The organism is Amycolatopsis tucumanensis (assembly GCF_021654135.1).
Taxonomy (GTDB): Bacteria; Actinomycetota; Actinomycetes; order Mycobacteriales; family Pseudonocardiaceae; genus Amycolatopsis_E; species Amycolatopsis_E tucumanensis.
This window is the reverse complement of the sequence record NZ_JAKGSD010000027.1, coordinates 52,887-76,532: the sequence shown is the minus strand read 5'-3', so window position 1 is coordinate 76,532 and position 23,646 is coordinate 52,887. Positions and strand designations below refer to the sequence as shown.

The 23,646-nt window shown below is 72.8% G+C and carries 21 protein-coding genes; 7 read left to right on the top strand and 14 right to left on the bottom strand.

The window, feature by feature from the left end:
- Positions 1–255: 255 nt before the first annotated feature.
- From L2C96_RS25050 to L2C96_RS25025, 6 genes are all read right to left on the bottom strand, one after another.
- On the bottom strand, positions 256–3,339 hold the full coding sequence (locus tag L2C96_RS25050; RefSeq protein WP_237338030.1) for an acetyl-CoA carboxylase family protein: 3,084 nt from the start codon (positions 3,337–3,339) through the stop codon (positions 256–258).
- A 4-nt stretch (positions 3,340–3,343) separates the two neighbouring features.
- A complete protein-coding gene (locus L2C96_RS25045; protein WP_237338029.1) occupies positions 3,344–4,615 on the bottom strand; it encodes a glycosyltransferase 87 family protein in 1,272 nt (423 codons plus the stop codon).
- Positions 4,616–4,709: 94 nt separating this feature from the next.
- On the bottom strand, positions 4,710–5,618 hold the full coding sequence (locus L2C96_RS45175; protein ID WP_237338028.1) for a GlxA family transcriptional regulator: 909 nt from the start codon (positions 5,616–5,618) through the stop codon (positions 4,710–4,712).
- Between the two features lie 7 nt (positions 5,619–5,625).
- Entirely contained in the window at positions 5,626–6,219 is a 594-nt protein-coding gene (locus L2C96_RS25035) for an isochorismatase family protein (RefSeq protein WP_020416153.1), read from the bottom strand.
- 69 nt (positions 6,220–6,288) lie between these two features.
- Entirely contained in the window at positions 6,289–6,477 is a 189-nt protein-coding gene (locus L2C96_RS25030) for a hypothetical protein (protein ID WP_020416152.1), read from the bottom strand.
- Positions 6,478–6,538: 61 nt separating this feature from the next.
- On the bottom strand, positions 6,539–7,330 hold the full coding sequence (locus tag L2C96_RS25025) for an acyl-CoA thioesterase domain-containing protein (RefSeq protein ID WP_237338027.1): 792 nt from the start codon (positions 7,328–7,330) through the stop codon (positions 6,539–6,541).
- A 107-nt stretch (positions 7,331–7,437) separates the two neighbouring features.
- Here L2C96_RS25025 and L2C96_RS25020 point away from each other — a divergent pair, with 107 nt between their 5' ends.
- The 3 genes from L2C96_RS25020 to L2C96_RS25010 all read left to right on the top strand — a co-directional run bounded on the left by L2C96_RS25020 (position 7,438) and on the right by L2C96_RS25010 (position 9,153).
- Entirely contained in the window at positions 7,438–7,950 is a 513-nt protein-coding gene (locus tag L2C96_RS25020; RefSeq protein ID WP_237338026.1) for a hypothetical protein, read from the top strand.
- 86 nt (positions 7,951–8,036) lie between these two features.
- Complete coding sequence (locus tag L2C96_RS25015) at positions 8,037–8,615, top strand: hypothetical protein (protein ID WP_237338025.1); 579 nt, start codon at positions 8,037–8,039, stop codon at positions 8,613–8,615.
- A 91-nt stretch (positions 8,616–8,706) separates the two neighbouring features.
- Complete coding sequence (locus L2C96_RS25010; protein ID WP_237338024.1) at positions 8,707–9,153, top strand: DoxX family protein; 447 nt, start codon at positions 8,707–8,709, stop codon at positions 9,151–9,153.
- Position 9,154: 1 nt separating this feature from the next.
- On the opposite strand, the gene L2C96_RS25005 is transcribed toward L2C96_RS25010, so the two are convergent.
- The 5 genes from L2C96_RS25005 to L2C96_RS24985 form a co-directional block, all read right to left on the bottom strand.
- Positions 9,155–10,021, bottom strand: coding sequence for a DMT family transporter (locus L2C96_RS25005; RefSeq protein WP_237338023.1), 867 nt, complete (start codon positions 10,019–10,021; stop codon positions 9,155–9,157).
- Between the two features lie 793 nt (positions 10,022–10,814).
- A complete protein-coding gene (locus tag L2C96_RS25000; RefSeq protein WP_237338022.1) occupies positions 10,815–11,471 on the bottom strand; it encodes a DUF5684 domain-containing protein in 657 nt (218 codons plus the stop codon).
- 88 nt (positions 11,472–11,559) lie between these two features.
- The gene (locus L2C96_RS24995) at positions 11,560–12,546 is read right to left on the bottom strand and encodes a PHP domain-containing protein (protein ID WP_237338021.1); all 987 of its coding nucleotides are present in this window, start codon (positions 12,544–12,546) and stop codon (positions 11,560–11,562) included.
- Positions 12,547–12,583: 37 nt separating this feature from the next.
- Positions 12,584–13,093 carry a DinB family protein gene (locus L2C96_RS24990; RefSeq protein WP_020416144.1) on the bottom strand — a complete coding sequence of 170 codons (510 nt, stop codon included), beginning with the start codon at positions 13,091–13,093 and terminating at the stop codon, positions 12,584–12,586.
- A 15-nt stretch (positions 13,094–13,108) separates the two neighbouring features.
- Positions 13,109–14,521, bottom strand: a complete 1,413-nt coding sequence (locus L2C96_RS24985; protein WP_237338020.1) for an AAA-type ATPase lid domain-containing protein — start codon at positions 14,519–14,521, stop codon at positions 13,109–13,111.
- Between the two features lie 175 nt (positions 14,522–14,696).
- On the opposite strand from L2C96_RS24985, the gene L2C96_RS24980 reads away from it, so the two are divergent.
- From L2C96_RS24980 to L2C96_RS24965, 4 genes are read left to right on the top strand one after another with little or no spacing between them, the layout of a single operon-like run.
- Positions 14,697–15,710, top strand: a complete 1,014-nt coding sequence (locus L2C96_RS24980) for an amidohydrolase family protein (protein WP_237338019.1) — start codon at positions 14,697–14,699, stop codon at positions 15,708–15,710.
- On the top strand, positions 15,710–16,417 hold the full coding sequence (locus L2C96_RS24975; RefSeq protein ID WP_237338018.1) for an iron-sulfur cluster assembly protein: 708 nt from the start codon (positions 15,710–15,712) through the stop codon (positions 16,415–16,417). Before L2C96_RS24980 ends, L2C96_RS24975 begins: the two co-directional genes overlap by 1 nt.
- Complete coding sequence (locus L2C96_RS24970; protein ID WP_237338017.1) at positions 16,414–17,439, top strand: NAD(P)-dependent alcohol dehydrogenase; 1,026 nt, start codon at positions 16,414–16,416, stop codon at positions 17,437–17,439. Before L2C96_RS24975 ends, L2C96_RS24970 begins: the two co-directional genes overlap by 4 nt.
- Before the next feature lie 58 nt (positions 17,440–17,497).
- On the top strand, positions 17,498–17,917 hold the full coding sequence (locus L2C96_RS24965) for a DUF5709 domain-containing protein (protein WP_020416139.1): 420 nt from the start codon (positions 17,498–17,500) through the stop codon (positions 17,915–17,917).
- A 317-nt stretch (positions 17,918–18,234) separates the two neighbouring features.
- Here the strand turns inward: L2C96_RS24965 and L2C96_RS24960 are convergent, their stop codons facing one another.
- The 3 genes from L2C96_RS24960 to L2C96_RS24950 all read right to left on the bottom strand — a co-directional run bounded on the left by L2C96_RS24960 (position 18,235) and on the right by L2C96_RS24950 (position 23,532).
- On the bottom strand, positions 18,235–18,855 hold the full coding sequence (locus tag L2C96_RS24960; RefSeq protein WP_237338016.1) for a TetR/AcrR family transcriptional regulator: 621 nt from the start codon (positions 18,853–18,855) through the stop codon (positions 18,235–18,237).
- Positions 18,856–19,105: 250 nt separating this feature from the next.
- Positions 19,106–21,415 carry a hydantoinase B/oxoprolinase family protein gene (locus tag L2C96_RS24955; protein WP_237338015.1) on the bottom strand — a complete coding sequence of 770 codons (2,310 nt, stop codon included), beginning with the start codon at positions 21,413–21,415 and terminating at the stop codon, positions 19,106–19,108.
- On the bottom strand, positions 21,412–23,532 hold the full coding sequence (locus tag L2C96_RS24950; RefSeq protein WP_020416136.1) for a hydantoinase/oxoprolinase family protein: 2,121 nt from the start codon (positions 23,530–23,532) through the stop codon (positions 21,412–21,414). The genes L2C96_RS24955 and L2C96_RS24950 overlap by 4 nt, the downstream gene beginning before the upstream one ends.
- Positions 23,533–23,646 lie beyond the last annotated feature (114 nt).

The window sequence follows — 23,646 nt, the reverse complement described above, 5'->3', positions numbered from 1 at the left end:
CAGAACTCGCGGCGACGCGGGTTCTGCGCCCGCCGGCGCGGGTTGCGCACTTGGCGGGTGCGGGGCTGGTGTTGGCGGGTGCGGGTTGCGCACTTGGCGGGTGCGGGGCTGGTGTTGGCGGGTGCGGGTCCCACACGTGGCGGGCGCGAGGCTGGCGTTTGCGGGTGCGGGTTCCACACGTGGCGGGCGCGAGGCCCACGTTCGCGGGCGTGAGTTCCACGTTCGCGGCGCCGTGCGCGGTTGCCAGTTCCGGGCTCAGGCGGTGGCGGTGAGGGTGCGGACGATCCGTTCCCTGGTGTCCGCCGGGTCGATCACGTCGTCGATTTCGAACACCGTCGCCGTGCTCAGGGCTTTGCCGCGCTCGTAGTACTCGGCCACCAGCTCGGTGTAGCGGGCGTGGCGGGCCACCGGGTCGGTGATCGACTCCAGCTCCTTGCGGAAACCCAGCCGCACCGCGCCCTCCAGGCCCATGCCGCCGAACTCGCCCGTCGGCCACGCCACGGTCAGCGCGGGCGCGTGCAGGGAGCCGCCGGTCATCGCCATCGCGCCCAGGCCGTAGGCCTTGCGCAGCACGACCGCGACCAGCGGCGCGGCCAGCCGCGCCCCGGCGACGAACAGGTCCCCGAACCGCCGCACGGTCGCGGTCTTCTCGGCCTCCGGGCCCACCATGAACCCGGGAGTGTCCACGAAGGACACCACCGGCAGGGAATGGGCGCGGCACAGGTTCACGAACCGGGTGGCCTTGTCGGCGGCGTCGCCGTCGATCGCGCCGCCCAGGTGGCCCGGGTTGTTCGCCAGCACACCCACCGGGATCCCGCCGATCCGGGCCAGCGCGGTGATCACCCCCGCGCCGAACCCGGACCGCAGTTCGAGCAGGCTGCCCGGATCGGCCACTGTGGACAGAACCGGCCGCACGTCGTAGACGCGGACCCGGTTCTCCGGGACCAGGTGCCGCAACCGGCGCTGGTCGTGCGGCTCGCCCGCCTCGGCCGGGCCGGTGAAATAGGACAGGTAACGCCGCGCGACGTCCACCGCTTCGGCCTCGTCGGCGACCAGCACGTCGACGACGCCGTTGGCGTACTGCACCGGCATCGGCCCGACGTCGCCGGGCGCGACGACACCGAGCCCGCCGCCTTCGATCATCGCCGGGCCGCCCATGCCCAGCGAGCTGCCCTCGGTCGCGATCACCACGTCGCACACCCCGGCGAGCGCCGCGTTCCCGGCGAAGCAGTAGCCGGAGACGATCGCGACCGTCGGCACCTCGCCGGCCAGCTGGGCGGCCATCCGGAACGTCGGCACGTCCAGCTGGGCCACCGCGGAGGTGTCGGTGTCACCCGGCCGGCCACCGCCGCCCTCGGCGAACAGCACGACCGGCAGCTTCCGGTCGCGCGCGATCCGCAGCATCCGGTCGGTCTTGCGGTGGTTGTGCACGCCCTGCGTGCCGGCGAGCACGGTGTAGTCGTAGGCCAGCACCACGACCGGACGGCCGCCGACGGTCGCGGTGCCGGTGATCATGCCGTCGGCGGGGGTGCGGCGGATCAGGTCGCCGAGGTCCCGGCGGCGGCGCTGCGCGGCGATCGCGAGTGCGCCGTACTCGGTGAAGCTGCCGGGGTCGCACAGGTCTGCGACGTTCTCGCGCGCGGTCCGCCGCCCGGCGGAGTGGCGCTTGCGCACCGTGTCCGGGCGGGCGGCGTCCAAGCCGATCTCGTGCCGCGCCAGGGTTTCCGCGAGGTCCGGCCGCACGTGGTCCAGGTCGGCCTCGGTCACCTCGCCGGCCGTGGTCGTGTCGCCGTTCTCCCGCAGGGTCACCAGCACCGCCCCGGCGGTCACGGTGTCGCCCGGTTTGACCGCGACGCCGAGCACGACGCCGCCCCGCTCGGCGGTGATCACGTGCTCCATCTTCATGGCTTCGAGCACGACGAGTTCCGCACCGGCCGTGACGGTCTCGCCCTCGGCCACGCACACCTGCACCACGACACCCTGCTGCGGCGCGGTGACCGTGCCCGGCGCGGCGGCCGGTCCGGTGATCTTGTCCACCAGGTCCGGCAGGCGGCGGTCCACGAACGTGGTGTCGACCGCGTCGAGCGGTTCGGCCAGCAGCGCCCGGAGCAGGGCGAGGTTCGTCGGCGGTCCGGCGACGGCGAACTCGCCGAGCGCGCGGCGGGCCCGTGCGGCGGCCGCGGCGAGGTCGGGTCCGGTCACGATCACCTTGGCCAGCAACGAGTCGTAGCGCGGGTTGCCCGCGTAGCCCGGGTAGCCGTGGGTGTCCACACGAATGCCGCGCCCGGTGGGCGGCTGGAACGCGGTGAGCGCGCCGCCGCCGGGCAACACGGTGCCGTCCGGCCGCACCGTTTCGGTGTTGACGCGGGCCTGGAGCGCCACCCCGCGCGGCTCGGGGACAGTGCGGTCCAGCGACTCGCCCGCGGCGAGGCGAAGGCTGATCTCGACCAGGTCGAGCCCGGTGACCTCCTCGGTGACGGTGTGCTCGACCTGGAGCCGCGGGTTCACCTCCAGGAACACGAATTCACCGCCGTCGACCAGGAACTCCACAGTGGCCAGGCCGCGGTACACAGTGGACCCGATGAGCGCGGTGGCCGCCTGGTGCAAACGCTTTCGCAGGTCCCAGTCAAGCGCCGCGGGCGCGATCTCGACGAGCTTCTGGCGTCGTCGCTGGAGACTGCAGTCCCGGTCGCCGAGCGCGAGCACCGTCTCGCCGTCGGCGGCGATCTGCACCTCGATGTGGCGGGCGCGGGGGAGGAGTCGTTCGAGGTAGACCGAGCCGTCACCGAACGCGGCCGCGGCCTCGGAGGCGCACCGGCGCAGCGCGGCGGGCAGGTCGGCGGCGTCGGTCACCGGCCGCATGCCGCGGCCGCCGCCACCGGCCAGCGCCTTGACCATCACGGCGCCGTGCTCGGCGAAGAACGCCTCGGCCGTGGCCGGGTCGGTGGGGCCGTCGGTGCCCGCGAGGACGGGAATGCCCAGCTCACGGGCGCGTGCGCGGGCTCGGGTCTTGTCGCCGAACAGTTCGAGGGCTTCCGGGGACGGTCCGGCGAAGCGGATTCCGGCCTCGGCGCAGCGGCGGGAGAGTTCGGGGCTCTCGGCGAGGAAACCGTAGCCGGGGTGGAGGAAATCGCAGCCGGTGCGCTGCGCGGCGGCCACGATCGCGGCCGCGTCGAGGTAGGTGCCGTCGAGGCGTTCCGCGTGGTCGGCTCGGGTGACGTGGGCGCACTCGGCGTCGTCCTCGGGGTACACGGCGACGGTGCGGAAGCCCAGTCCGGCGGCGGTTCCCATGATCCGGACGGCGATCTCGCCCCGGTTCGCGACGAGCAGGGACGGCACCGTCTCACCTCACCGTGTTGATCACGTCCTCGGACTTCCCGGACGCTACCGGGCGCGCGGTGCCGGTACCAGGGCCGCCGGTGTCGCCAGATCGGGACGGGCGAAACCGGCGGCCGTCTTGTTCAACGATTCCGGCCGGAGTGGAATTCCCGGCGTATAACGACCTATACAGCGCGACCATGGTCACCAGCACGTAGGACGAGCCGAGCAGGTGCTGCCACCACGTCCAGTGCATCTCGAGGTCGTGGGTCTGCGGCAGCCACGAGTGCGGCCCGACGGCGAAGACCAGCAGGACCGGGGTCCAGCGCGGGGCGCGGACGAGCACGGCCACGGCGGCGGGCAGGACCCAGACCCAGTGGTGCGACCAGCTCACTGGCGACGCGAGGAGCCCGCCGGCGGCGATGGCGAGCAGGGCGGTGACGTCGTCGCGGGCACGGCGCGCGGCGGCCGCGGCCAATGCCATCACCGCGGCGGCGAGCACGGCCCACAGCGGGGTGCTCGCGGGCAGCAGGCGGACCAGGACGGCCTGGATGTTCTGGTTGAAGGCGTAGGCGAGGCCGCCGATGCGTTCCGGGTCGAAGAGGGTGTGCAGCCAGTACTGCGCCGAGTCGCGGGGCGCGAGCAGCAGGGCGGCGAGCCCGCACGTGGCGAAGGACGCGACGGCGGTGGCGGCGGCCCGGTAGCGGCCGCGGAGGAGGAACAGCAGCACGAAGACGGCCGGGGTGAGCTTGATCGCCGCGGCCACGCCGACCAGGAGACCGCGGGGCCAGCGGGTGCGGGGGAGCAGGCAGTCGGCGGCGACCAGAGCCATCAGGATCAGGTTGATCTGCCCGAACCCGATGGTCTGCCGGGCCGGCTCGAACAGGGCCCACAGGACGGCCACCGACATGCCGAGGGCGTCCGCGGCGGCGCGGTCGGCGATCACGCGCCGGGCGGTGATCGTGGTGGTGACCGCGAGGGCGGCCGCGGACGCGAGGCTGATCGCGAACTTGGCCACGTGCCACGGCAGGAGCTCGACGGGCGCGAAGAGGATCGCGGCGAACGGCGGGTAGGTGAAGGGCAGCGGCATGCCCGGCACGAGAGCCGCGAAGCCCGGCTCGTACAGCGCGGTGCCGGTGCGCCAGGCGAAGCCGCCGGTGCGGTAGACGTGCAGGTCGAGGAAGCCCTGGAACAGCAGAACCCAGCCGACCGTGGTGAGGAGGAGGACCGCGGCGGCGGCACGGGTGATCCAGCGCAGGCGGGCGTGGGTGAGTCGTGCGTGGCCGAGCGCCGTCATCGTGTCCCCCAGTCACGACGCGGCCCCCTGCCACGTCCCCCAAGATCGCCATCTTGGCACCGGCACGCCGCCGCGGAGCCGGAGGTCCCCCGGTTCAGCGACCGGTGCGCGCGCGGAGCCGGCGCAGCATGCGGGCGTCCTCGAAACCCACGGCCCGCGCGGCGGCTTCCACCGTCGAGCCGTGGCCGATCAGGTGCTCGGCGCGTTCCAGCCGCAGCATCTGCTGGTACCGCAACGGGGTCAGCCCGGTCGCGCGGGTGAACAGGCGCGTCACCGTGCGCTCGCTGCAGCCCACCGCGGCCGCCAGTTCGGCCAGTTTCAGCGGGCCGGCGAACCGCGCGTCGATGAGGTCCTGGAGGCGGTGGACGGTGTCGTTGACGTGCGACCGGTGCCGCAGCATCGCGCTGGCCTGCTGCTCGTCGCCGTTGCGGCGCGCGTACACCACCATCGATCTGGCCACCCGCGCCGCCACCGCCGGGCCGTGCCGCGCAGCAACGAGGTGCAGGGCCAGGTCGATGCCGCTCGCGATCCCGGCCGACGTCACCACCCGGTCGTCGACCACGAACAACACGTCCCGCACCACCGTCGCCGCCGGGTAGCGCTCCGCGAGTTCGTCCTGCAGCTCGTGGTGCGTCGTGCAGCGGCGGCCGTCCAGCAGGCCCGCCCGGCCCAGCGCGTCGGCGCCCGAGCACACGCTCGCCACCGTGCCGCCCCGCTCGTGGTGCGCCCGCACCCACGCCAGCCCCGCCGCGCTGAGCGGCGCCGCCGTCAGCCGCGGCGACCGCCACCCCGGGACGACCACCAGATCGCCTGCGGACAGGTCCGGCCAGTCCCGCTCCGCCGTCACCGGCACGCCCTGCGCCGTCTCCACCGTCGCGCGCTCACCGAGGTAGGCCAGCACGTAGTCCAGCCCCAGGTCGCGGGCTGTCGAGAACACCTGCGCGGGCCCGGCGAGGTCCAGCAAGTGCAGGCGGGGGAGGAGCACGAAGGCCACACGGGTCACGATCCGGTCAGCCTACGCCCACTCCGGTCAGCTCGGCGACGCCGCGGATCGCGGCGAACCGTCCGGCCAGCGCGTACTCGGTGCGGGCGATGATCTCGTCCGTGCCGAGGGTGCGCGGATCGGCGAGGATCTCCTCCGGCGTGCGCCCGGCAGGGGCGTCCCGGTGCGGGATCGGGTCGGTGGTCGTCGCGTCGGTCACGAAGGTGACGTCGTAGCCCAGATCGGACGCCAGCCGGGCGGTCGTCTCGCAGCACTGCTCGGTGCGGATGCCGCAGACGGTGAGCCGCCGGATTCCACGCGACACCAGGATCTGCTGCAGGTTCGTGGTGGTGAAGGCGTTGTGCGCGGTCTTGGTGAGCAGCGGCTCGCCCTCGGCAGGCGTCAGCCCGTCCATCAGCCGGACGTGGCCGAGCGCGGGGTCGAACACCGTGCCGCTGCCGGGTTCGCTGTGCAGGACCCAGCACACGAGCCCGCCGCGTGCGCGCGTGTGCTCGGCGAGCAGGGCCGCCCGTTCCGCCACCGCGGGGTTCGCGGTGAGCCGCCAGCCCGGCCGCTGCCGGAACGACTCCTGAATGTCCACGACGACGAGTGCTTCGTTCATGCCGTCGAGTCTGCGGTTCCGGCGCCGGCGACGGCAGGCTGGATCAGGCCGGAGTCCGGACCGATCCGGTCACGAGCCGTTGCCGGTCTGGTCCTCCTCCTCGGTGCTCAGCGGCCGGGTGCGGGACGTGCCGCCGAAGCCGGGTGCGAGGTCGGCCGGGTTGGGCGTGTCGTTGTCGGCGTTCGGGCCGCCCTGCGGCGGATCGGACTCCGGGATCCCCGGCGCCGACTCCGGCTGGTTGTTCGCGTTGCCGTTCATGGGAGCCTCCCATCGGTGATCCGGTCGGGATTCCCGACGGTCGGCCGCCCAAACGGGACTGTCAGCCCTTGCGGCCCGGGTTCGCGACCGCCGTGGTGAGGCAGAACCCGATCGGCCCGGCGGTGTCGTGCAGGGTGCAGTGCCCGACGGCGATCCCGTCCTCGCTGAGGTGACCCGAGGACTCCAGTCCGATGGCGTCCGACAGCGGCAAGCGGCTCAGCGACAACGTGTAGTCGGCGTTGATGAAGTCCAGGCTCCCGGCGCTGGCGTGGGCGAGCGGGCTCGCGGTGTCGGCGGCCAGCGCGGCCCGCACGAACGGCGACAGCGCCTCGCCCTCGACCAGTTCCCGCGACTCACGCAGCCACGCCCGCCGCCGCCCGGTTCCGCGGCCCGTGCGCAGCGGCTGGTTGTGCTCGTCGAACCGCCAGATCGCCCAGCCCTGTTCCCGCGGCTCCCACAGTTCCTCGGGCGGCGGCGCGTCCCAGGCCGGGGTGGCCGGGACGGGCGCGGCGGGCTGCTCACCGCTGCGCAGCAACACCGCCGTCGCGCGGGCGACGAGCCCCGTCGCGCCGTGCACCAGGGCATCCGCGACCCGGATGCGGCGCCCGTGGCGCACGAGCGCGGTCTCGACGCGCACCGGGGCGAGCGGCGCGTTGCGGAACAGGTCCACGGTCAGCCTGCTGAAGTGCAGGCCCGGCGCGGCTTGTTCGCGTTCCAGCGCCCGCGCGGCGAGCCCGCCCAGCAGGCGGCCGTGGATCATCTCCGGGTTCCACCAGCTGCGCGCCACCGGAGCCGGGGCCAGCTCGTCGCCGTCGGCGGTGAAGAACGCCTGCTGCTGCTCGGTCTGGGCCACCGGGTGATCTTAGGCGTCGAACTCAGGTCCCGGATCGGTCACTTCCGCCACACCGGGCGGGAACTCCTGCTGTGATCGGAGCGGTCCCCCGCGAGATGGGTCGGCACATGACGTTTCCGCCTCCGCCCCCGTCCGGTCCGTTCCAGCGCCCGCGGCAGCCGCGCGGCGGCACGGCCATCACCGCCGGCGTCCTGGGGTGCCTTGGCGCCCTGTGGGCGATCGCGGCCGCGGTCACGAACCTCGCCGCGATCGACGAGACCGCCACCGGCGTGCAGTGGGTCCTCGGCATGCGCGGCATGGGCTACCTGGTCGAGTTCGTGCTGTTGCTGACCGGGGCGGTGCTGCTGTTCTCCCGGAAGGCCGCCGGGCGGTGGCTGCTGGTGGGCGGCAGCGCGCTGCACGTCGTCCAGACCCTCGTCGCCGGCGTCGGGTACGAGCTGGCCGACCTGGTCTACGTCGACAAGGCCGGGCCGTCCTACGTCCACGGCGACTTCGCGATCGTGTTCCTGCAGATCCTGCCCGCCGTCGTGACGCTGGTGATGGCGCTGGTCCCGGCGACCGCGCGGTGGTGCGCGCCGCGGCCCGGCCCGTACACCTGGGCGCCTCACTCGCAGTGGTGATCCGGGTCGCGAATCGGTCACTTCCGCCACGCGCGGGCGGCTCGTCTGTTTGGATCACGCCGGTCAAGTCCGATCGGAAGGTTCCCATGACGTACCCGCCCCAGCCGGGCCAGTACCCGGCCGCGCCCCCGCCCTACCCGGGCGAGCAGTACTCCGTCCAGCAGCCGCCCAGCGGTGGCACCGCGATCACCGCCGGGGTGCTCGCCGTCCTCGGCGCCCTGTGGGGCGTCGCCATCGGGATCGCCAACTTCGGCGTCCTCGACGACGTGGTCGAGGACCTCAAGTGGCTCGTGATCTTCCAGGGCACGGTGTACCTGATCGAGTTCGCCACCCTGCTGCCCGGCGCGATCCTGCTGTTCCTGCGCAAGTCCGCGGGCCGTTGGCTCGTCGCCGCGGGCAGCGCGCTGCACATCGTGCAGGGCCTCGTCGCGTTGATCGTGCTGTCCTCGGACGACCGGTTCAGCAGCGAATTCGACAGCGCGGCGGCGATCGGTGGCGGCGTCGGCGGTCTGCTGGCCGTGTTGTCGCCCGCGATCGCCACGCTGGTCCTCGCCCTGGTGCCGCTCACCGCGCGCTGGTGCGAGTGGGGCAAGCGCCCGCCGCAGCAGCCCGGCCCCTACCAGGCGCCGCCGCCGGGTTACGGCCCGCCGCCGCAGCAGTGGTGACCTCGCCGGAAAAATAATCGGGGCGAGTTGTCGATCCGGCCCGGGTTCCTTCGACGTGTTGATGACAGCAACTTCGGAGGAAGGATCGATCATGGCTCGCATTCCGGTTTCGCAGACCCAGCTCACCCCCGTCGTCCTGGGCGTCGTCCGCATAGTGGTCGGACTGTTGTTCGCCTTTCATGGCCTGCAGGGGTTCGGCGCGTTCGGCGGGATGGACGGACAGGGCGCCGGCGCGCCGCTCGGGGCGTGGCCGGCCTGGTGGGCGAGCGTCATCGAGCTGGGCGGCGGGGTGCTGGTGATGCTCGGCCTCGGCACCCGGGGCGCGGCGCTGATCTGCTCCGGCGCGATGGCCTACGCCTACTTCACCGTGCACCAGCCGCTGGCCCTGCTGCCGCTGCAGAACATGGGCGAGACCGCGGCGCTGTACGCGTGGGTGTTCCTGCTGATCGCGGTGGCCGGCCCGGGCCGGTTCGCGCTGAGCGGCCTGCTGCGGCGCCGCGCCGCCGAGCGGGTGGAGCGCGTCCCGGCCGGGGTGTGAGTCAGGCGGGCTGCGGGGCCGGGTCCTCGTCGCGCAGCAGCGGCGATCCGGCCAGCAGCACGGTGCACCCGGCCAGGCCGCCGGCGGCCACCAGTTCCAGCGCGATCCACGGCCCGCCGCGGACGTGCTCCCCGAACACCAGCAGGCCCCAGCCCAGCGCGACGAGCGGGTTGGCCAGGACGAGCCCGGGCTGGGCGGCGACGAGCCGCCCGGCCCGGAGTGCTGTCTGCAGCAGGAAGAACCCGGCCGGCCCGGCGACGAGCATCGCGTAGGTCTGCCAGGCTTTGAACAACCCCGGCACGCCGCCCGCCGTGAGCGCCGCGGTCACCCCGGCCATGAGGACCGCGGTGAACCCGAACCACAACCCCGCCGCCGCGCCGAGGAAGGCCGCGCTGTGGGTGGTCTCGTCCCGCTTGCCCGCCACGAACAGCACGGCCACACAGGTGATCGTCACGGCGCAGCCGAGCAGCCACTCCAGCGCCGAGACGCCGCGGGTGTCCCCACCGCCCGGGGCGAGCGCGAACAGCAGCAGCCCGACCGAGACGGCCATCCCGACCGCGGCGACCCAGTCCCGGATGCCGAGGCGGGTGCGGAAGACCAGCCCCGCTAGGACGAGCGTGACCGCCAGCTCGGACACCATGATCGGCTGGATGAGGACGATCGGCCCGGTCGCGAGCGCCGCCGCCTGCAACACGAGCCCGGTGAGCATGACGACGACCCCCGCGACCCACACCGGGGTCCGGACGAGCCCCTTGAGCGCGCCGACGTCCAGGTCGCTGCCCTGCTGCTTCCGCGCCCCGGCCCGCTGGAGAACGGCACCCGCGGCGTTCGCGACGGCGGCGAGCACGGCCAGCAGCACGGTCAGCACATCATCACGGTGACACGCGCGCGGATGACGCGCACGGCAGCGGGTGCGGGCGGGTGAGCTGCGCAGAGGGGCCGGGGATGGCTTGGGCGGGGGAGGCCGCCGCAGGCGGCGGGCCGGGGGAGCGCGGAGGGGCGAGGGGTGGTGGGTTGGGATGGGTGGTGCTGTGGAGGCGGGGAGGGCGGAGGGGCAAGGGGCGGTGCCGCGGAGGCCGGCCGGGGGCGGTGGGCCGGGGGGCCGCCGCCGGGGGCGGCGGGCCGGGGGGGGCGCGGAGGGCATGGGGCGGCGGCCGAGGGGTGCAGTCGGGTGAGAGACGCGGCGGGCCGCGACCACGCGGCGGGTCGTGGGGGCGGTGCTGGGTTGGGGGAGCGTTGGACCGAGGTGCGGCGGGTCGAGGTTGCGGAGGGTTGGGAGGGCGCAGGGCCGAGGGGGCGCGGTGGATTGCGCGAGCGCGGTGGGCCGAGGGGCTGGGTGGCGAGGGCGCGGAGGGGCCAGGCGCTGATGGTGAGCGGGGGTGGGGTGATGGGGCGGTGCCGCGGAGGCCGCCGGAGGCGGCGGGCCGCGGAGGGGGTGCAGGGGAGCGTGAGGGTGCGGCGAGCCGCGCGAGCGCGGCGGGCCGAAGGGGCGGAGGCGAGGGGCCGGAAGGGGCGTGTGGTGTGCGCGGGCGGATGGGGTGGCGCCGGAGGAGCGTGTGGTGCGCGCTGGTGGATGGGATGGCACCGGAGACCGTGGGTGTGCGCGGGCGGATGGGACGACGCCGCAAGGGGGGCGACGTCCGCGAGGCTGTGGGGCCGGGCTACCGCGGCGGCTGCTGCCCCGGGTACTGCGGGCCTGGGTACGGCTGCCCGGGATGCTGCTGACCCGGGTACTGCTGGCCGGAATGCTGCTGCCCGGGATGCTGCGGGCCGGAGTACTGCTGCCCGGGGTGCGGCTGTCCCGGGTACTGCTGCTGTCCCGGGTACGGCCCCGCCGCTCCGGGGTACTGCTGCCCGGGACTCTGCTGGCCCGGGTAAGGCTGGCCGGGATACGCCTGTGGCCCGCGCGGACCGCCCGGCTGCGGACCCCCGGGATGCGGCTGCCCGCCCGCCGGGCCGAGGTAGCGCGCGCTGCCGAACCCCAGGATGGGCAGGAAGATGAATGGGAAGAACACCATCAGCACCCCGAACCCGGTGCCGCGGCCGAACGAGCGCGCCAGGTCGATGTAGACGATGAATAGCAGCACGACGTTGACCAGCGGGATCAGCATCAGCAGGATCCACCACCACGGCCGCCCGGCGACGCGCAGCAGCACGATCGTGTTGTAGATCGGGACGATCGCCGCCCAGCCGGGCTGGCCCGCCTTGCTGAACACGCGCCAGATGGCGGCGACCATCAGCACCGCGAACGCCAGGCTGCCCAGCGAGACCCCGATCGCGGCGCCGATGCTGAGTCCGCCCGTGTCGTAGCTGTTCACGTCAGGTTCCTCCCCATCGAATCCGCGCTCAGGGTAGCGGTTCCGATCACCGAACAGGCGTGAAAACGCCGGACGCGACCAGCGTCCGTCAGCCGCCCAGTTGCGCGGCGCTCAGCGTGTTCAGCACGCGCTCCGGCCCGATGCCCACGGCCTCCGCGCGCACCGTCCCGTTCCCCAGCCAGTCCAGCTGCCCGGGGGCGTGCGCGTCCGTGTCGATGGTGAACACGCACCCGATCCCGGCGGCCATCGCGAGCAGGTCGTCGGGCGGGTCCATGCGCTCCGGGCGGCAGTTGATCTCCACCGCGGTCCCGTTCTCGCGACACGCCTCGAACACCCGCTCGGCGTCGAACTCCGACTGGGGGCGCCCGCGGCCCATCACCATCCGCCCCGTGCAGTGCCCCAGCACATCCACCAGCGGGTTCCGCACCGCCGCCAGCATCCGCTCGGTCATCGGCTCCGACGGCATCCGCAGCTTCGAATGGACACTCGCCACCACCACGTCCAGCCGCTCCAGCAGGTCGTCCCGCTGGTCGAGCGAACCGTCCTCGAGGATGTCGACCTCGATGCCGGTCAGGATCCGGAACGGCGCGAGCTTCTCGTTCAGCTCCGCGACCACGTCGAGCTGCCGCAGCAACCGCTCGGCCGACAACCCGTTCGCCACCGTCAGCCGCGGGGAATGATCCGTCAGCGCGATCCACTCGTGCCCCAGCGCGCGCGCCGCCTCGGCCATCTCCTCGATCGGGCTGCCACCGTCCGACCAGTCCGAATGGGTGTGGCAGTCGCCCTTCAACGCGCCCCGCAACCCCGACCGGTCCGGCTCCGGGGCCTCCGCGAGCAGTTTCGCCAGGTAGTCCGGCTGCTCACCGGCGCACGCCTGCTCCACCACCTGCGCCGTCGCCGGACCGATGCCCGGCAGCGCCTTCAACGTGCCGAGCCGGACCCGCTCGGCCAGCTCGTCCGGCGGCAACCCAGCCACCACGGCCGCCGCGCGCCGGAACGCCCGCACCCGGTAGGTCGGCGCGCCCGCGCGCTCCAGCTCGAACGCGATCTGCCGCAATGCCTGTGCCGGGTCCACGACACCACACCTACCGCGCCGCGGCGCGGTTCGCACGTCAGGCGCCGGTGACCCCGTCGACGCCCTCGCGCAGGAAGTCCGCGTGCCCGTTGTGCCGGGCGTACTCGTGGATCATGTGCAGCATCACCGCGCGCAGCGACACGTCGGCGCCCCAGCGCGGCGAGTGCACGACCAGGTCGAGCGACCCGGCCGCCGCCTCGATGCGCCGCGCGTGCTCGACCTCGGCCTGCCACGCCGCGAACGCCTCCGACCGCGTCGACTCCCGCGCGTCGTAGGCCACCTGGAAGTCGCCCTCGTCCGACCACACCAGCGGCAGCTCGGTCTCCCCGTTGATCGTCCGCCGGAACCACGCGCGCTCGACCTCGGCCATGTGCCGCACCAGCCCGAGCAGCGACAGCGTCGACGGCGGCATCGACTGCTTGCGCAGGTCCGCATCGGACAGTCCGTCGCACTTCCAGGCCAGCGTGGCGCGGTGGTATTCGAGGTGGGCGCGCAGCAGTTCGCGTTCACCGCCGACGGTCGGGATCTCGGGACGTTCGGTGGGCATGACGCGGGAGCGTACCTACCGGCGCGGCACCTTGATCCCGTACTGGGCGATCTTGCGGTACACCGTGGCGCGGCTCATGCCCAGCATCGACGCCACCTGCGCGGCCGTCGTGCCCGGTTTGGTCAGGCAGCGCACGATTTCGTCGCGCTCCACGGCCTCCATCCGCGTCAGGCGGCGGCCGGGGCTGGTGAACACCTCCGGCGGCAGGTGCCGGGTGTCCACGACGTCGGCCCGCGCCACCGCCTCGCGCACCACCTGCCGCAGCTGCCGGACGTTGCCCGGCCACGGGTAGGCGGTCAGCGCCCGCGACGCGGCCGGGGTGAAGGTGACCGGGCGGCCGCGGCTCTCCCGCGCGAAGTGCCCGGCCAGCGGGAGGACGTCGTCCGGCCGGTACCGCAGCGCCGGCACCTCGACCACCGCGTCGACCAGGGCCCGCAGCGCGTCCGGCACGCCCGCGTGGTCCGCGGCCGTCATCACGAACCCGCCGCGCGCCCCGGCGAACAGCGCGGCCAGCTCCTCCGCCGCGTAGGCGGGCAGCGCGTCGGCGCCGGAGAGGATCACGCACGTGTCGGCCTTGCCCACCTCCGGCGTCCACAGCGCCAGCCACGACGCCGCGTCCTGCGGCGCGGGCGGCCGGGCGTTGAGGACGCGTTCCCGCGGGCGCACCGACCGGCGGGCCATCGACGCCAGCGCGGCCTTCCCGCTGCCCGGCTCGCCGGTCACGCACACCACGCGGCCGTGCTCCATTGCCGCGCGGGCCTCGGCGAGCGCGTCGGACCATACGGTCGACAGGTTCGCCGCGACGTCGGGCAGCCGGTCGGAGTAGACGCGGAACACCTCGCCACGCGGGCCCGGCGGCGCGAGGTGGCCGTGCGACCGGGCGAGCATCAGCGCCGCCGTGTTGCCAGCCGCGGCCTGGGCCAGCGCGAGCAGCAGCTCCTTCGACGACTTCGACCACGTGGTCAGGTTGACGCTGCCGATGAGCCGGTTCGTGCCCGGCTCCAGCACCGGCGCGGCGGCGCACGTGTAGCCCCACAGGCCCGTGCAGTAGTGCTCCTCGGCGGACACCAGCGACGGGGCGCGGTCGGCCAGCGCGAGGCCGAGCCCGTTGGTGCCGGCGTCGCGCTCCGCGTAGGAGAAGCCCGGCGCCAGGTGGACGCGGTCCAGCGAACGGAGGATGGTGCTGTCGTCGCACAGCCGGCTCAGCACCAGGCCGTCACTGTCGGTGAGCATCAGGCTGACCGGTTCGTTGGCCAGGGTGGTGTGCAGGCCGGAGAGCACCTCCTGGCCGCACTCGAAGAACAGCGAATCGTGGTCGACGGTGCCGGTGAACGCCGGCCGCACCGTCTCCGGTGACACCCCGTACTGCCTGCTGCGCTGCCAGGACGCGGCCAGCCGGGGCGGCAGGACCGCCCGCTGATCCACCATCGGCGACCTCCCGTCCGCATCGTTGCGTCTTCCGGCGAGGCTACCGCGCCGCGCCGGACAGGCAGGTCGTCCGACTGTCTCATATTGAGACGCCACGCGGGCCCGCCGCGGCGCCCGGCTACCTACCGTCACCGGTGCACGTGCCACGGTCGCCACGTCGGAAGGACCCGGACTGATGTACACCAAGGACGGCGAGAACTACTTCATCGTCGACGCCCACATCGCGCTGTGGGACGCCCGCCCGGAGAACCAGCGCAACATCCACGGCAAGCAGTTCATCGACTGCTTCTACGACTACCACCGCAACCTCAGCCCGGAGTCCGAGGTGTGGCCCTACGAGGACTACCTCTACCAGGGCGGCGCGCGGCTGATGAAGGACCTGTTCGAAGACGGCTACGTCGACCACGCCATCTTCCAGCCCGCCCACCTGGGCGCCTTCTACGAGCGCGGCTTCGGCCAGACCGAGGAGGCCTTCGCGCTCGCCCAGGCCCACCCGGACAAGCTGACCTACAACCACTTCTGGGACCCGCGCTTCGAGCAGGCCGGGCTGGACCAGCTGCGCCGCGACACGGAACGGTTCGGCCTCAAGGGCGTCAAGCTCTACACCGCCGAATGGCAGGGCGATTCCCGCGGATACAAACTGGACGATCCCTGGTCCTACAAGTACCTGGAAGCCGCGCAGGAACTGGGCATCCGCAACATCCACGTCCACAAGGGACCGACGATCCGGCCGCTGGACCGGGACGCCTTCGACGTCGCCGACATCGACAAGGTCGCCACCGACTTCCCCGACCTGAACTTCGTCGTCGAGCACTGCGGCCTGCCGCGGCTGGAGGACTTCTGCTGGATCGCCACGCAGGAGCCCAACGTCCACGCCGGACTCGCCGTCGCGATCCCGTTCATCCACACCCGGCCGCGGTACTTCGCGCAGATCATCGGCGAACTGCTGTACTGGCTGGACGAGAACCGCATCCAGTTCTCCAGCGACTACGCGCTCTGGACGCCGCGGTGGCTGGTCGAGCGGTTCGTCGACTTCCAGATCCCGGAGGACATGACCGAGTACGCACCGCTGACCACCGCGCAGAAGAAGAAGATCCTCGGGCTCAACGCGGCCGCGATGTACGACATCCCGGTCCCCGCCGAGCTGCAGCTCCCGCGTGAGGAGCCGCAGGCCGTGGCGGTGGCGTGATGGTCACCGAAGCACAGGCCCGCCGCGCGCTGGACACCGTGATCGACCCCGAGCTGGACGAACCCATCACCGACCTCGGGTTCGTGCGGTCCCTGGAGGTGTCCGGATCCGCCGTGACCGTGCACCTGCGGCTGCCGACGTCGTTCTGCTCGCCGAACTTCGCCTACCTGATGGCCTCCGACGCCAAGGACGCGTTGTCCGCGCTTCCGGGCATCGGCGAGGTCGCGGTGTTCCTCGACGACCACCACGACTCGGACCTGATCAACCGCGGGCTCGCCGCGGACGCCGGCTACCGCGGCACCTTCGGGCACGAGGCCGAGGAGAGCCTGGCGGAGCTGCGCGCCACGTTCCGCCGCAAGGCGCACACCGCGGCGATGGAACGCGTGCTCACCGCGATGTTGCGGGCGGGCCTGCCCGAGGACGAGCTGCACGACGTCGTCCTCGGCGATCTGCCGCCCGGCCCGGCGACGACCGCGCTGCTGCGCCGCCGCGAGGCGCTCGGCCTGAGCACCGAGCCGTCGGCGTTCGCGCTCGTCGACGACGACGGCAACCGCTACCCGCGCGAGGAAGTGCCGCTGCGGCTGCAGTTCGCGCGGTCCATCCGCATTTCGATCGACGGCAACGCCCATTTCTGCCGCGGCCTGCTCCGGACGCGTTACCCGGAGTCGGCGGCGGACCAGTCACCCGTGAAGGAGAAGGTGTCGTGAAGGCAGTACAGGTCGTGGGCTACCACGAGAACCTGCGGATGACCGAGGTGCCGGAGCCGGAGGTCACCGGGCCCTGGGACGTCGTCGTGAAGATCGGCGGCGCCGGGGTGTGCCGCACCGACATCCACATCCTGGAAGGGCAGTGGGCGGAGAAGTCCGGCGTCACCCTGCCCTACACGATCGGCCACGAGAACGCCGGCTGGGTGCACGCCGTCGGCAGCGCGGTCACCAACGTCGCGGAGGGCGACAAGGTCATCGTGCACCCGCTGATCACCTGCGGGCTGTGCGCCGCGTGCCGGTCCGGGGACGACGTGCACTGCTCGGCGAGCGCGTTCCCGGGCATCGACACGCACGGCGGGTACGCCGAGTACCTGAAGACCTCGGCGCGCAGCGTGGTGCGCATCGACGACTCGCTGGAGCCGGCCGACGTCGCCGCGCTGGCCGACGCCGGGCTCACCGCCTACCACGCGGCGGCCAAGGCGGCGCGGCGGTTGCGGCCGGGGAACCGGTGCGTGGTGATCGGCGCGGGCGGGCTCGGGCACATCGGCATCCAGGTGCTCAAGGCGCTCACCGCGGCCGAGCTGATCGTGGTCGACCGCAACCCGGACGCGGTGAAGCTGGCCGTGTCGATCGGCGCGGACCACGGGGTCGTCGCCGAGGGGCGGCAGGTGGAGGAGGTGCTGGACCTGACCGGCGGCGCGGGGGCCGAGGTGGTGCTGGACTTCGTCGGCGAGGGCGGCGCGACGCGCGACGGGGTCGGGATGCTGCGCCGGGCGGGCGACTACCACGTGGTCGGGTACGGCGAGAACATCGACGTGCCGACGATCGACATCATCTCCACGGAGATCAACTTCATCGGCAACCTGGTCGGTTCCTACACCGACCTGTGCGAGCTGATGGTGCTCGCGGCGCAGGGGAAGGTGCGGCTGCACACCACGAAGTACCCGCTGGAGCGGTTCCAGGACGCGATCGACGACCTCGACGCGGGTCGCATCCGGGGCCGCGCGATCCTGACGCCCTGATGCCCGCGCTCCCGTTCGTGCGATGCTGTGCGCAGGCTTGCACGAACGGGAGCGCACCATGGACCGCGACGAGATCGACGACGACGTCTACGAGCAACTGGACGCGTCGGACACATTGGACACCAGGGGGCCGGACGACCCGCTGGACGAGGGCTACTCGGCGGCGGAACGGCCGTGGGCCTCGCAGGGCTGGGGCACGACGGCGCGCGAGGAGGCGACGGGCGAGGGGCTGTCCGAGCGGCTGGCGCGCGAGGTGGCCGAGTCCGAATCCGATGAGGGTGACGGCCTCGGCGACACGTACGACACGGACGGCGAACTGCTGGACGACGAGGTCGGCGACGCGCGGACCGGCCGGTTGATCGCGCTGGCCGACGGTGAGGCGGAGGTGGACCTCTACGCGCGCGACATCGGCGTCGACGGAGCCGGCGCGTCGGCCGAGGAGGCCGCGATGCACACGATCCGGATCGACGAGCGCTGAGCGACGCTTCGCCTGGGAGTCTGGCGGGCGCGTTCGGGGCGTTTCGCTCAGCGTTTGGCTGCCGAGGCCGGGTTTCCGTGTGAAGGTCTGGCGGACGCGTCCGGGAGGTTCTGCTCAGCCTTTCGGCTGCCGAGGCGGGGTTCCGTGTGGGGGTTTGGCGGGCGCGTTCGGGGAGTTCCGCTCGGCGTTTGGCTGCCGAGGTCGGGTTCCGTGTGAGGGCTGGCGGGTACGTCCGGGGAGTTTCGCTCAGCCTTTGGCTGCCGAAGCCGGCGGCGGGCACGCGGGACCTCCGGCAGGCCGGTCCGGGCGGGCAGTCCTCAGGTTGACGCCCGCGCCGGGCGGCGGCGTCGGCGGGTCGTGACCGTAGCCTGGTCCACCACGGAGGCGTCGCGGTACTTGAGGATTCCTTCGACGCCGAGGAGGAAGGTTTCGCAGACCGCTTCCGGGTCGGCGAGGCAGCCGGCGGCCATGGCGCCGTCGCGCAGCATGACGAAGTGCCTGGCGTGCGGCTCGGGTTCGGATTCGCCGGTGGCGGCCATCAGCTCGGTGATCGTGTCGAGGAACCACTGCCGGTGGGTCAGGACGGCGCGGTGGACCGGGTGGTCGGGCGCGGGGTACTCGGCGGCGGCGTTGAGGAAGGCGCACCCGCGAAACCCATCCGAACGGATGCTGTCGGCGATGGTCCCGGCGACCGCGCGCACGGTGTCGGCGGGGGAGTGCCCGGCCTGGCGCACCGATTCGATCTGGGCGCGGATCAGCTCGTCCGCGGCGGTGAGGTAGGCGACGACCAGATCGTCCTTGCTGGGGAAGTGCCGGTACAGCGTCGCGCGGGTCACCTTGGCCTCGGCGACGATCCGGTCGATGCCGACCGAGTGCAGCCCCTCCGCGTAGAAGAGCCGGCTGGCCGTCCCGAGCAGCCGGGAACGTGCTTCCGACACCCTGTCACCTGCCTTCCGATCACCCCGAGTGTACGGGGAGAACGTTCGGTCTCGCCAGGTGCCCACATTCCGGCCGCGCGGTGTGGAGGGATCATCGTGGCCACAACCGCGGCGAGCGGGATGGCCCGTGCTCTGCGAGCGCCTCCGGGATACCGGCGGCCCTGATCGTGTGGGGCGCTGGGCTATCGGGCTGTTCAACTGATCGTGCGCGGCCGGATGGACGGTCGACCTCCACCCGGCCGCGCGCGCCTCACGCTGCCGGGGTCGCGATCAGCCCGGCGAGCGGCGGCGTGGCGTGGCCTGCGGGCACGACCGCCGAGTACAGCGCCGTCCAGCAGGACGGGCAGCAGTACTGCCGGAAGACCACCGGAGCGTCCACGTAGTCCGCGGCGTTCGCGATGATCTGCGGCCCGGCGTCGGTGGCCGGCCCTTCGTAGACCGCGAGGGCGAGGTCGTCGCCCTCGCCGAGGATCTCCTGGCAGTGGCGGCACGCCACCGCGGCCCGCGCCCCGTCGGTCACCTCGACGAGGTTGTCGTCGAGGCGCTTCACCGAGGTCGCGCCGGTCTTGCGGCCGCTGGGCACGCGAAGGACCCGCGAGCGTTGCCGTCGCGCCGCCCGCAGGCGGTCGCGTTCAGCCGCGGTCGCCGCCTCGTCCACGGTGCCGTTCTCGACGACGACGCCGTAGACGGACCGGGCGGCGCCGGCGGTGATCTTCTGTTCCCGGAGATCGCGGGCGACCGCCTCGGGATCCCGGTTCAGCGGGTCGCCGTAGCCTCCGCCGCCCTGCCAGGTCATCACGAACACCTCACCCGGCGCGAGGTGGCTGGACGCGTAGTTCTGCGCCGGTTCGAGGTGCTCGCTGATCTCGGACAGCTCGCTGGGCATCCGCCCGGCGGCGAGGAGATCGGTGACGCGGCTGTGCCGGGCCAGCACGTCGAGCCCGGTGTTGCCGGGGTGCCCGCCGGCGAGACCGCCGTTCTGGGACACCGCCTTGCCGTTGGAGGCGAGGACGAGTCCCATGGGGATGCTGGTTCCGTGCGGGGTGATGGCGATCGACGCCCCGACCCCGCCGCGGTGCCGCCCCGGTCCGCCCGAGTCCGGGACCTCACGCCGCCACAGGGCCAGCACCGGGTAGAGGAACTCGGTCATCTCCACGTCGGGGATGCGGCCCATCGGGATGCAGAAGAGCCCGCCGGTGTCGATGCCGTCGGCGTGCGGCCGCGCGCCGTACCCGCCGGACATCGGCTCCATGATGATGTTGAGGAACGGCGCGGGTTGCTCGCCGCGCTCGTCGAGTCCCGCGATGACCGCGGTGTCCCAGGTGCCGCAACAGGTCGCCTGGACGTTCTTGCCGAGTTCGAGGTCGCGGTCGAGCATCTGCGCCAGGCATTCGGCGACGAGGTTGCCGGTGAGCCAGGCCGGGCCGATGGGGCCCCGTCCGACGGCGGCGGGGTAGGTCGCGTTGTTGAGCGTGCCTTCCTCGGTGATCAGGTCGAAGCAGCGCATGAGCCCGCCTGCCGACCACGGGATGTCGCCGGCCAGCACGGGGAGGAGGGCGAGCATGACGCCGCCGCGCATCCCGGCGTAGGTGCAGTTCACGACGCCCGACTGCGGGTCGGTGCCGGTGAAGTCGAACGTGAGGTGATCGCCGGTCTTGGTGGTGGTCACGGTGATCTTGTGCAGGCCGCGGTCGCCCTCGTGGGACTGGTCCTGGTAGCCCGTCGCGGTCCAGCTGCCGTCGGGCAGGGCGGCGAGCTTGCCGCGCAGCCGGGACTCGGCGTCGGCCATCATCCGCTTCATGACGGCCTTGACCGTGTCGGCGCCGTACTGCTCGATCAGCGCGTGCAGCCGTTCCCGGCCGACGTTGTTGGCGCCGACCTTGGCGCGCAGGTCGAGTGCGACGAGCATGGGCACCCGGGAGCGCCGGACCCACAGGTCGGCGACGTCGCGTTGCAACTGGAAGTCGCGCACCACCTTGACCGGCGGGGTGGGCAGGGATTCGGAGAACACGTCCTGCGCGGCGGGGGAGAAGGAGCCGAGCCCGACGCCGCCCAGGTCCGGTTCGTGGCAGATCGCGCTGGTCCAGGCGAACAGCTTGCCGTCGTGGAAAACGGGCTGGTACACCATCACGTCGTTCTGGTGCAGCCCGCCGCCGACCCACGGGTCGTTGGTGAGGAACATGTCGCCCTCGGCGATGCCGGGGTTGGTGGCGCGGTTGCGCAGCGTCCAGTAGATGGCCAGGTCGACCGCGCCGACGAGCATCGTGTTGTACAGGCCGACCTGGACTTCCTGGCCGAGTTCGTCGGAGATGGCGAAGTCGAAGTCGTTGGCGTCGGTCACGATCGGCGAGCCGGACATGCGCTTGAGCGCCTCGCCCATCTCGTCGGTGACCGACCAGAGCCGGTGGCGCACGACCTCGTAGGTGAGCGGGTCGAGCGCGTCGATCTGCTCCTGGGTGACGGTGTGCGTGGGCAGGGTGGTGGGCAGCGACCGCTGCAGTTCGGCGGGGTCGGCCGGGCGGCTCGCGAAGACCTCGGAACCGGGGATGGGCATGCTCATGAGGCGCTCCTGGCGGAGGTGCGGCGGATGATCAGGTTGCCGAGCGAGTCCACCGTGCCGGTGGTGCCGTCCGGCACGACGACGGTGGTGGTCGGGACCTCGACGATGGCGGGGCCGGCGAGCTGGTGCCCGGCACGCAGTTCGCGGTAGTCGTAGACGGGCGTGTCCACGTAGCCGGTGGCGGCGTCAAGGCAGACCGGGCGGTGCCCCACCCGCGCCCCGGCCGGGTCCGGTGAGGCGGCGGCGGGGATCGCGGGCAGCTCCGGCGAGAACGGCAGCACGCCGATTCCCCGGACCCGGAAGGTGATGGCCTGGATGCCGGCCTCCCGGAACCCGGCGTCCTTGCCGTAGAGCGCGGCGTAGCGCTCCTCGAACGCCGCCGCGGCTTCCTCGATCGCGGCCATGTCCAGCGGTCCGGCCGCGACCGGGGTGGTGACCTCCGCGAGCTGCATGGAGTAGCGCATGTCGATCTCGCGGTGGACCTCGACGGTGTCGAACCGCACCCCCTGGCGGTCCAGCCCTTCGCGAACCTGCTTTTCCAGGTCCCGGAAGTTCTGTTCGGCCCGCTCCGGGTCGAACGGCACGACGGCGGGATCGGACAGCTCGGCGGCGAGCGCGATGTCCGAGGACGCGAGGCCGTAGGCGGAGAACGCGGAGGCGACCGGGCCCAGCGGGACCACCACTTCGTCGACCCCGACCTCGGCGGCGTAGCCGGCGCAGTGCGCGGGACCGGCGCCGCCGAAGGCGTACAGCACGAACTCGCGCGGGTCGTGACCGGCCTCGACGACGGTCTTGCGCAGCAGGTCGCCGGTCTGGGCGTTCTGCACGGTGTAGATCGCGGCCGCGGCCTCCTCGACCGAGAGCCCGAGCGGTTTGGCGATCTGGGTGTCGATGGCCTGCCTGGCCAGCTCGAGCGAGAGGGGTTTGCGCCCGCCGAGCAGGCCGCGCTCGGGCAGGATGCCCAGCACCAGGTTCGCGTCGGTGTTGGTCGGTTCGGTGCCGCCGTTGCCGTAGCAGGCCGGGCCGGGCACGGCTTGCGCGCTGCGCGGCCCGATGCGGAGGTTGCCGCCGGCGTCGAGCCAGGCGATCGCGCCACCACCGGAACCGATCGCGTCCACCCGCAGCGTGGGCACGTTGATCGGGTGGTGGTTGATCACGGTCGTGGTGTCGCGCACCGGTTCGCCGTCCACGACCAGCCCGGCGAGGAAGGTCGTGCCCCCGACGTCGGTGGAGATGATGTTGCGGTGCCCGAGCTGGCGCCCGAGCGCCACCGAGCCGACGACACCGCCGGTCAGCACGGAGCCGACGGTGCTGATCGCGGTGGCCGGGGCCTCCTTGGCCGCGACCGCGCCGCCGTTGCTCTGCATCACCAGGAGCGGGCCGGCGAGGTCGTTCGCGCGAAGGGTGTCCTCCAGCGTGGTGAGGTAGTCCCGCAGCCCGGGGCCGATCTGGGTGCTCATGATCGTGGTGGCGTTGCGGGCGAACTCCCGGATGCGGGGGCTGACTTCGCTCGACAACGCGACGAAGACGCCGGGGTCCTCCTCGGCGACCAGTTCCCGCAGCCGCCGTTCGTGGACCGGGTTGCGGAACGACCACAACAGCGACACGGCGATCGCCCGCACGCCGTCGGCGAGCAGCGCGCGGATCGCGGAGCGGGCCTCGTCCTCGTCGAGGCCGACCACGACGTTGCCGTCGCGGTCGATGCGCTCGGTCACCTCGAGCGCGAGGCGTTTCGGCAGCAGCGTGTGGTCCTTCGCCTGTCCCAGCACGTTCTGCAGTTCGTGCGGGGACCGGCCGAGGTAGCGGCCCTCGACGTTCATGATGAAGATCGAGTCCCGGTGCCCCTTGGTGGTGAGGAAGCCGACCGGTGGCACGTTCCCCATGACCAGCGCGTTCAGCGACGACGTGGTGCCGTGCGCGATGTGGTGGGTGTCGGCGAGCATCTCCTTCAGCGGCTTGCCCAGCTGCTCGGCGAGCAGCTCCAGCACATCGAGAACACCCCGGGAGTAGTCCGGCGGGGTGGACGGCGACTTGGCCGCGAGGACTGTGCCCGCGTCGTCGTCGAGAACGGCGTCGGTGAACGTACCGCCCACGTCCACGCCGATGACATACGCCATGACTCACGCTCCTTTGCGTGGATTGAGACCGCGGGGGCACCGACGAGGTGGGCACGCCCAGGCTCCACGAGTGGTTACGGCAACGTAGACTATTAAACGCCTGTGTTTGAAGTC

Coding starts and splice junctions, on each gene's coding strand:
- L2C96_RS25045 (WP_237338029.1), bottom strand. CDS start 4,615: ATGACGGCGCTCGGCCACGCACGACTCACCCACGCCCGCCTGCGCTGG.
- L2C96_RS25035 (WP_020416153.1), bottom strand. CDS start 6,219: ATGAACGAAGCACTCGTCGTCGTGGACATTCAGGAGTCGTTCCGGCAG.
- L2C96_RS25030 (WP_020416152.1), bottom strand. CDS start 6,477: ATGAACGGCAACGCGAACAACCAGCCGGAGTCGGCGCCGGGGATCCCG.
- L2C96_RS25020 (WP_237338026.1), top strand. CDS start 7,438: ATGACGTTTCCGCCTCCGCCCCCGTCCGGTCCGTTCCAGCGCCCGCGG.
- L2C96_RS25015 (WP_237338025.1), top strand. CDS start 8,037: ATGACGTACCCGCCCCAGCCGGGCCAGTACCCGGCCGCGCCCCCGCCC.
- L2C96_RS25010 (WP_237338024.1), top strand. CDS start 8,707: ATGGCTCGCATTCCGGTTTCGCAGACCCAGCTCACCCCCGTCGTCCTG.
- L2C96_RS24990 (WP_020416144.1), bottom strand. CDS start 13,093: ATGCCCACCGAACGTCCCGAGATCCCGACCGTCGGCGGTGAACGCGAA.
- L2C96_RS24985 (WP_237338020.1), bottom strand. CDS start 14,521: ATGGTGGATCAGCGGGCGGTCCTGCCGCCCCGGCTGGCCGCGTCCTGG.
- L2C96_RS24980 (WP_237338019.1), top strand. CDS start 14,697: ATGTACACCAAGGACGGCGAGAACTACTTCATCGTCGACGCCCACATC.
- L2C96_RS24975 (WP_237338018.1), top strand. CDS start 15,710: ATGGTCACCGAAGCACAGGCCCGCCGCGCGCTGGACACCGTGATCGAC.
- L2C96_RS24965 (WP_020416139.1), top strand. CDS start 17,498: ATGGACCGCGACGAGATCGACGACGACGTCTACGAGCAACTGGACGCG.
- L2C96_RS24955 (WP_237338015.1), bottom strand. CDS start 21,415: ATGAGCATGCCCATCCCCGGTTCCGAGGTCTTCGCGAGCCGCCCGGCC.
- L2C96_RS24950 (WP_020416136.1), bottom strand. CDS start 23,532: ATGGCGTATGTCATCGGCGTGGACGTGGGCGGTACGTTCACCGACGCC.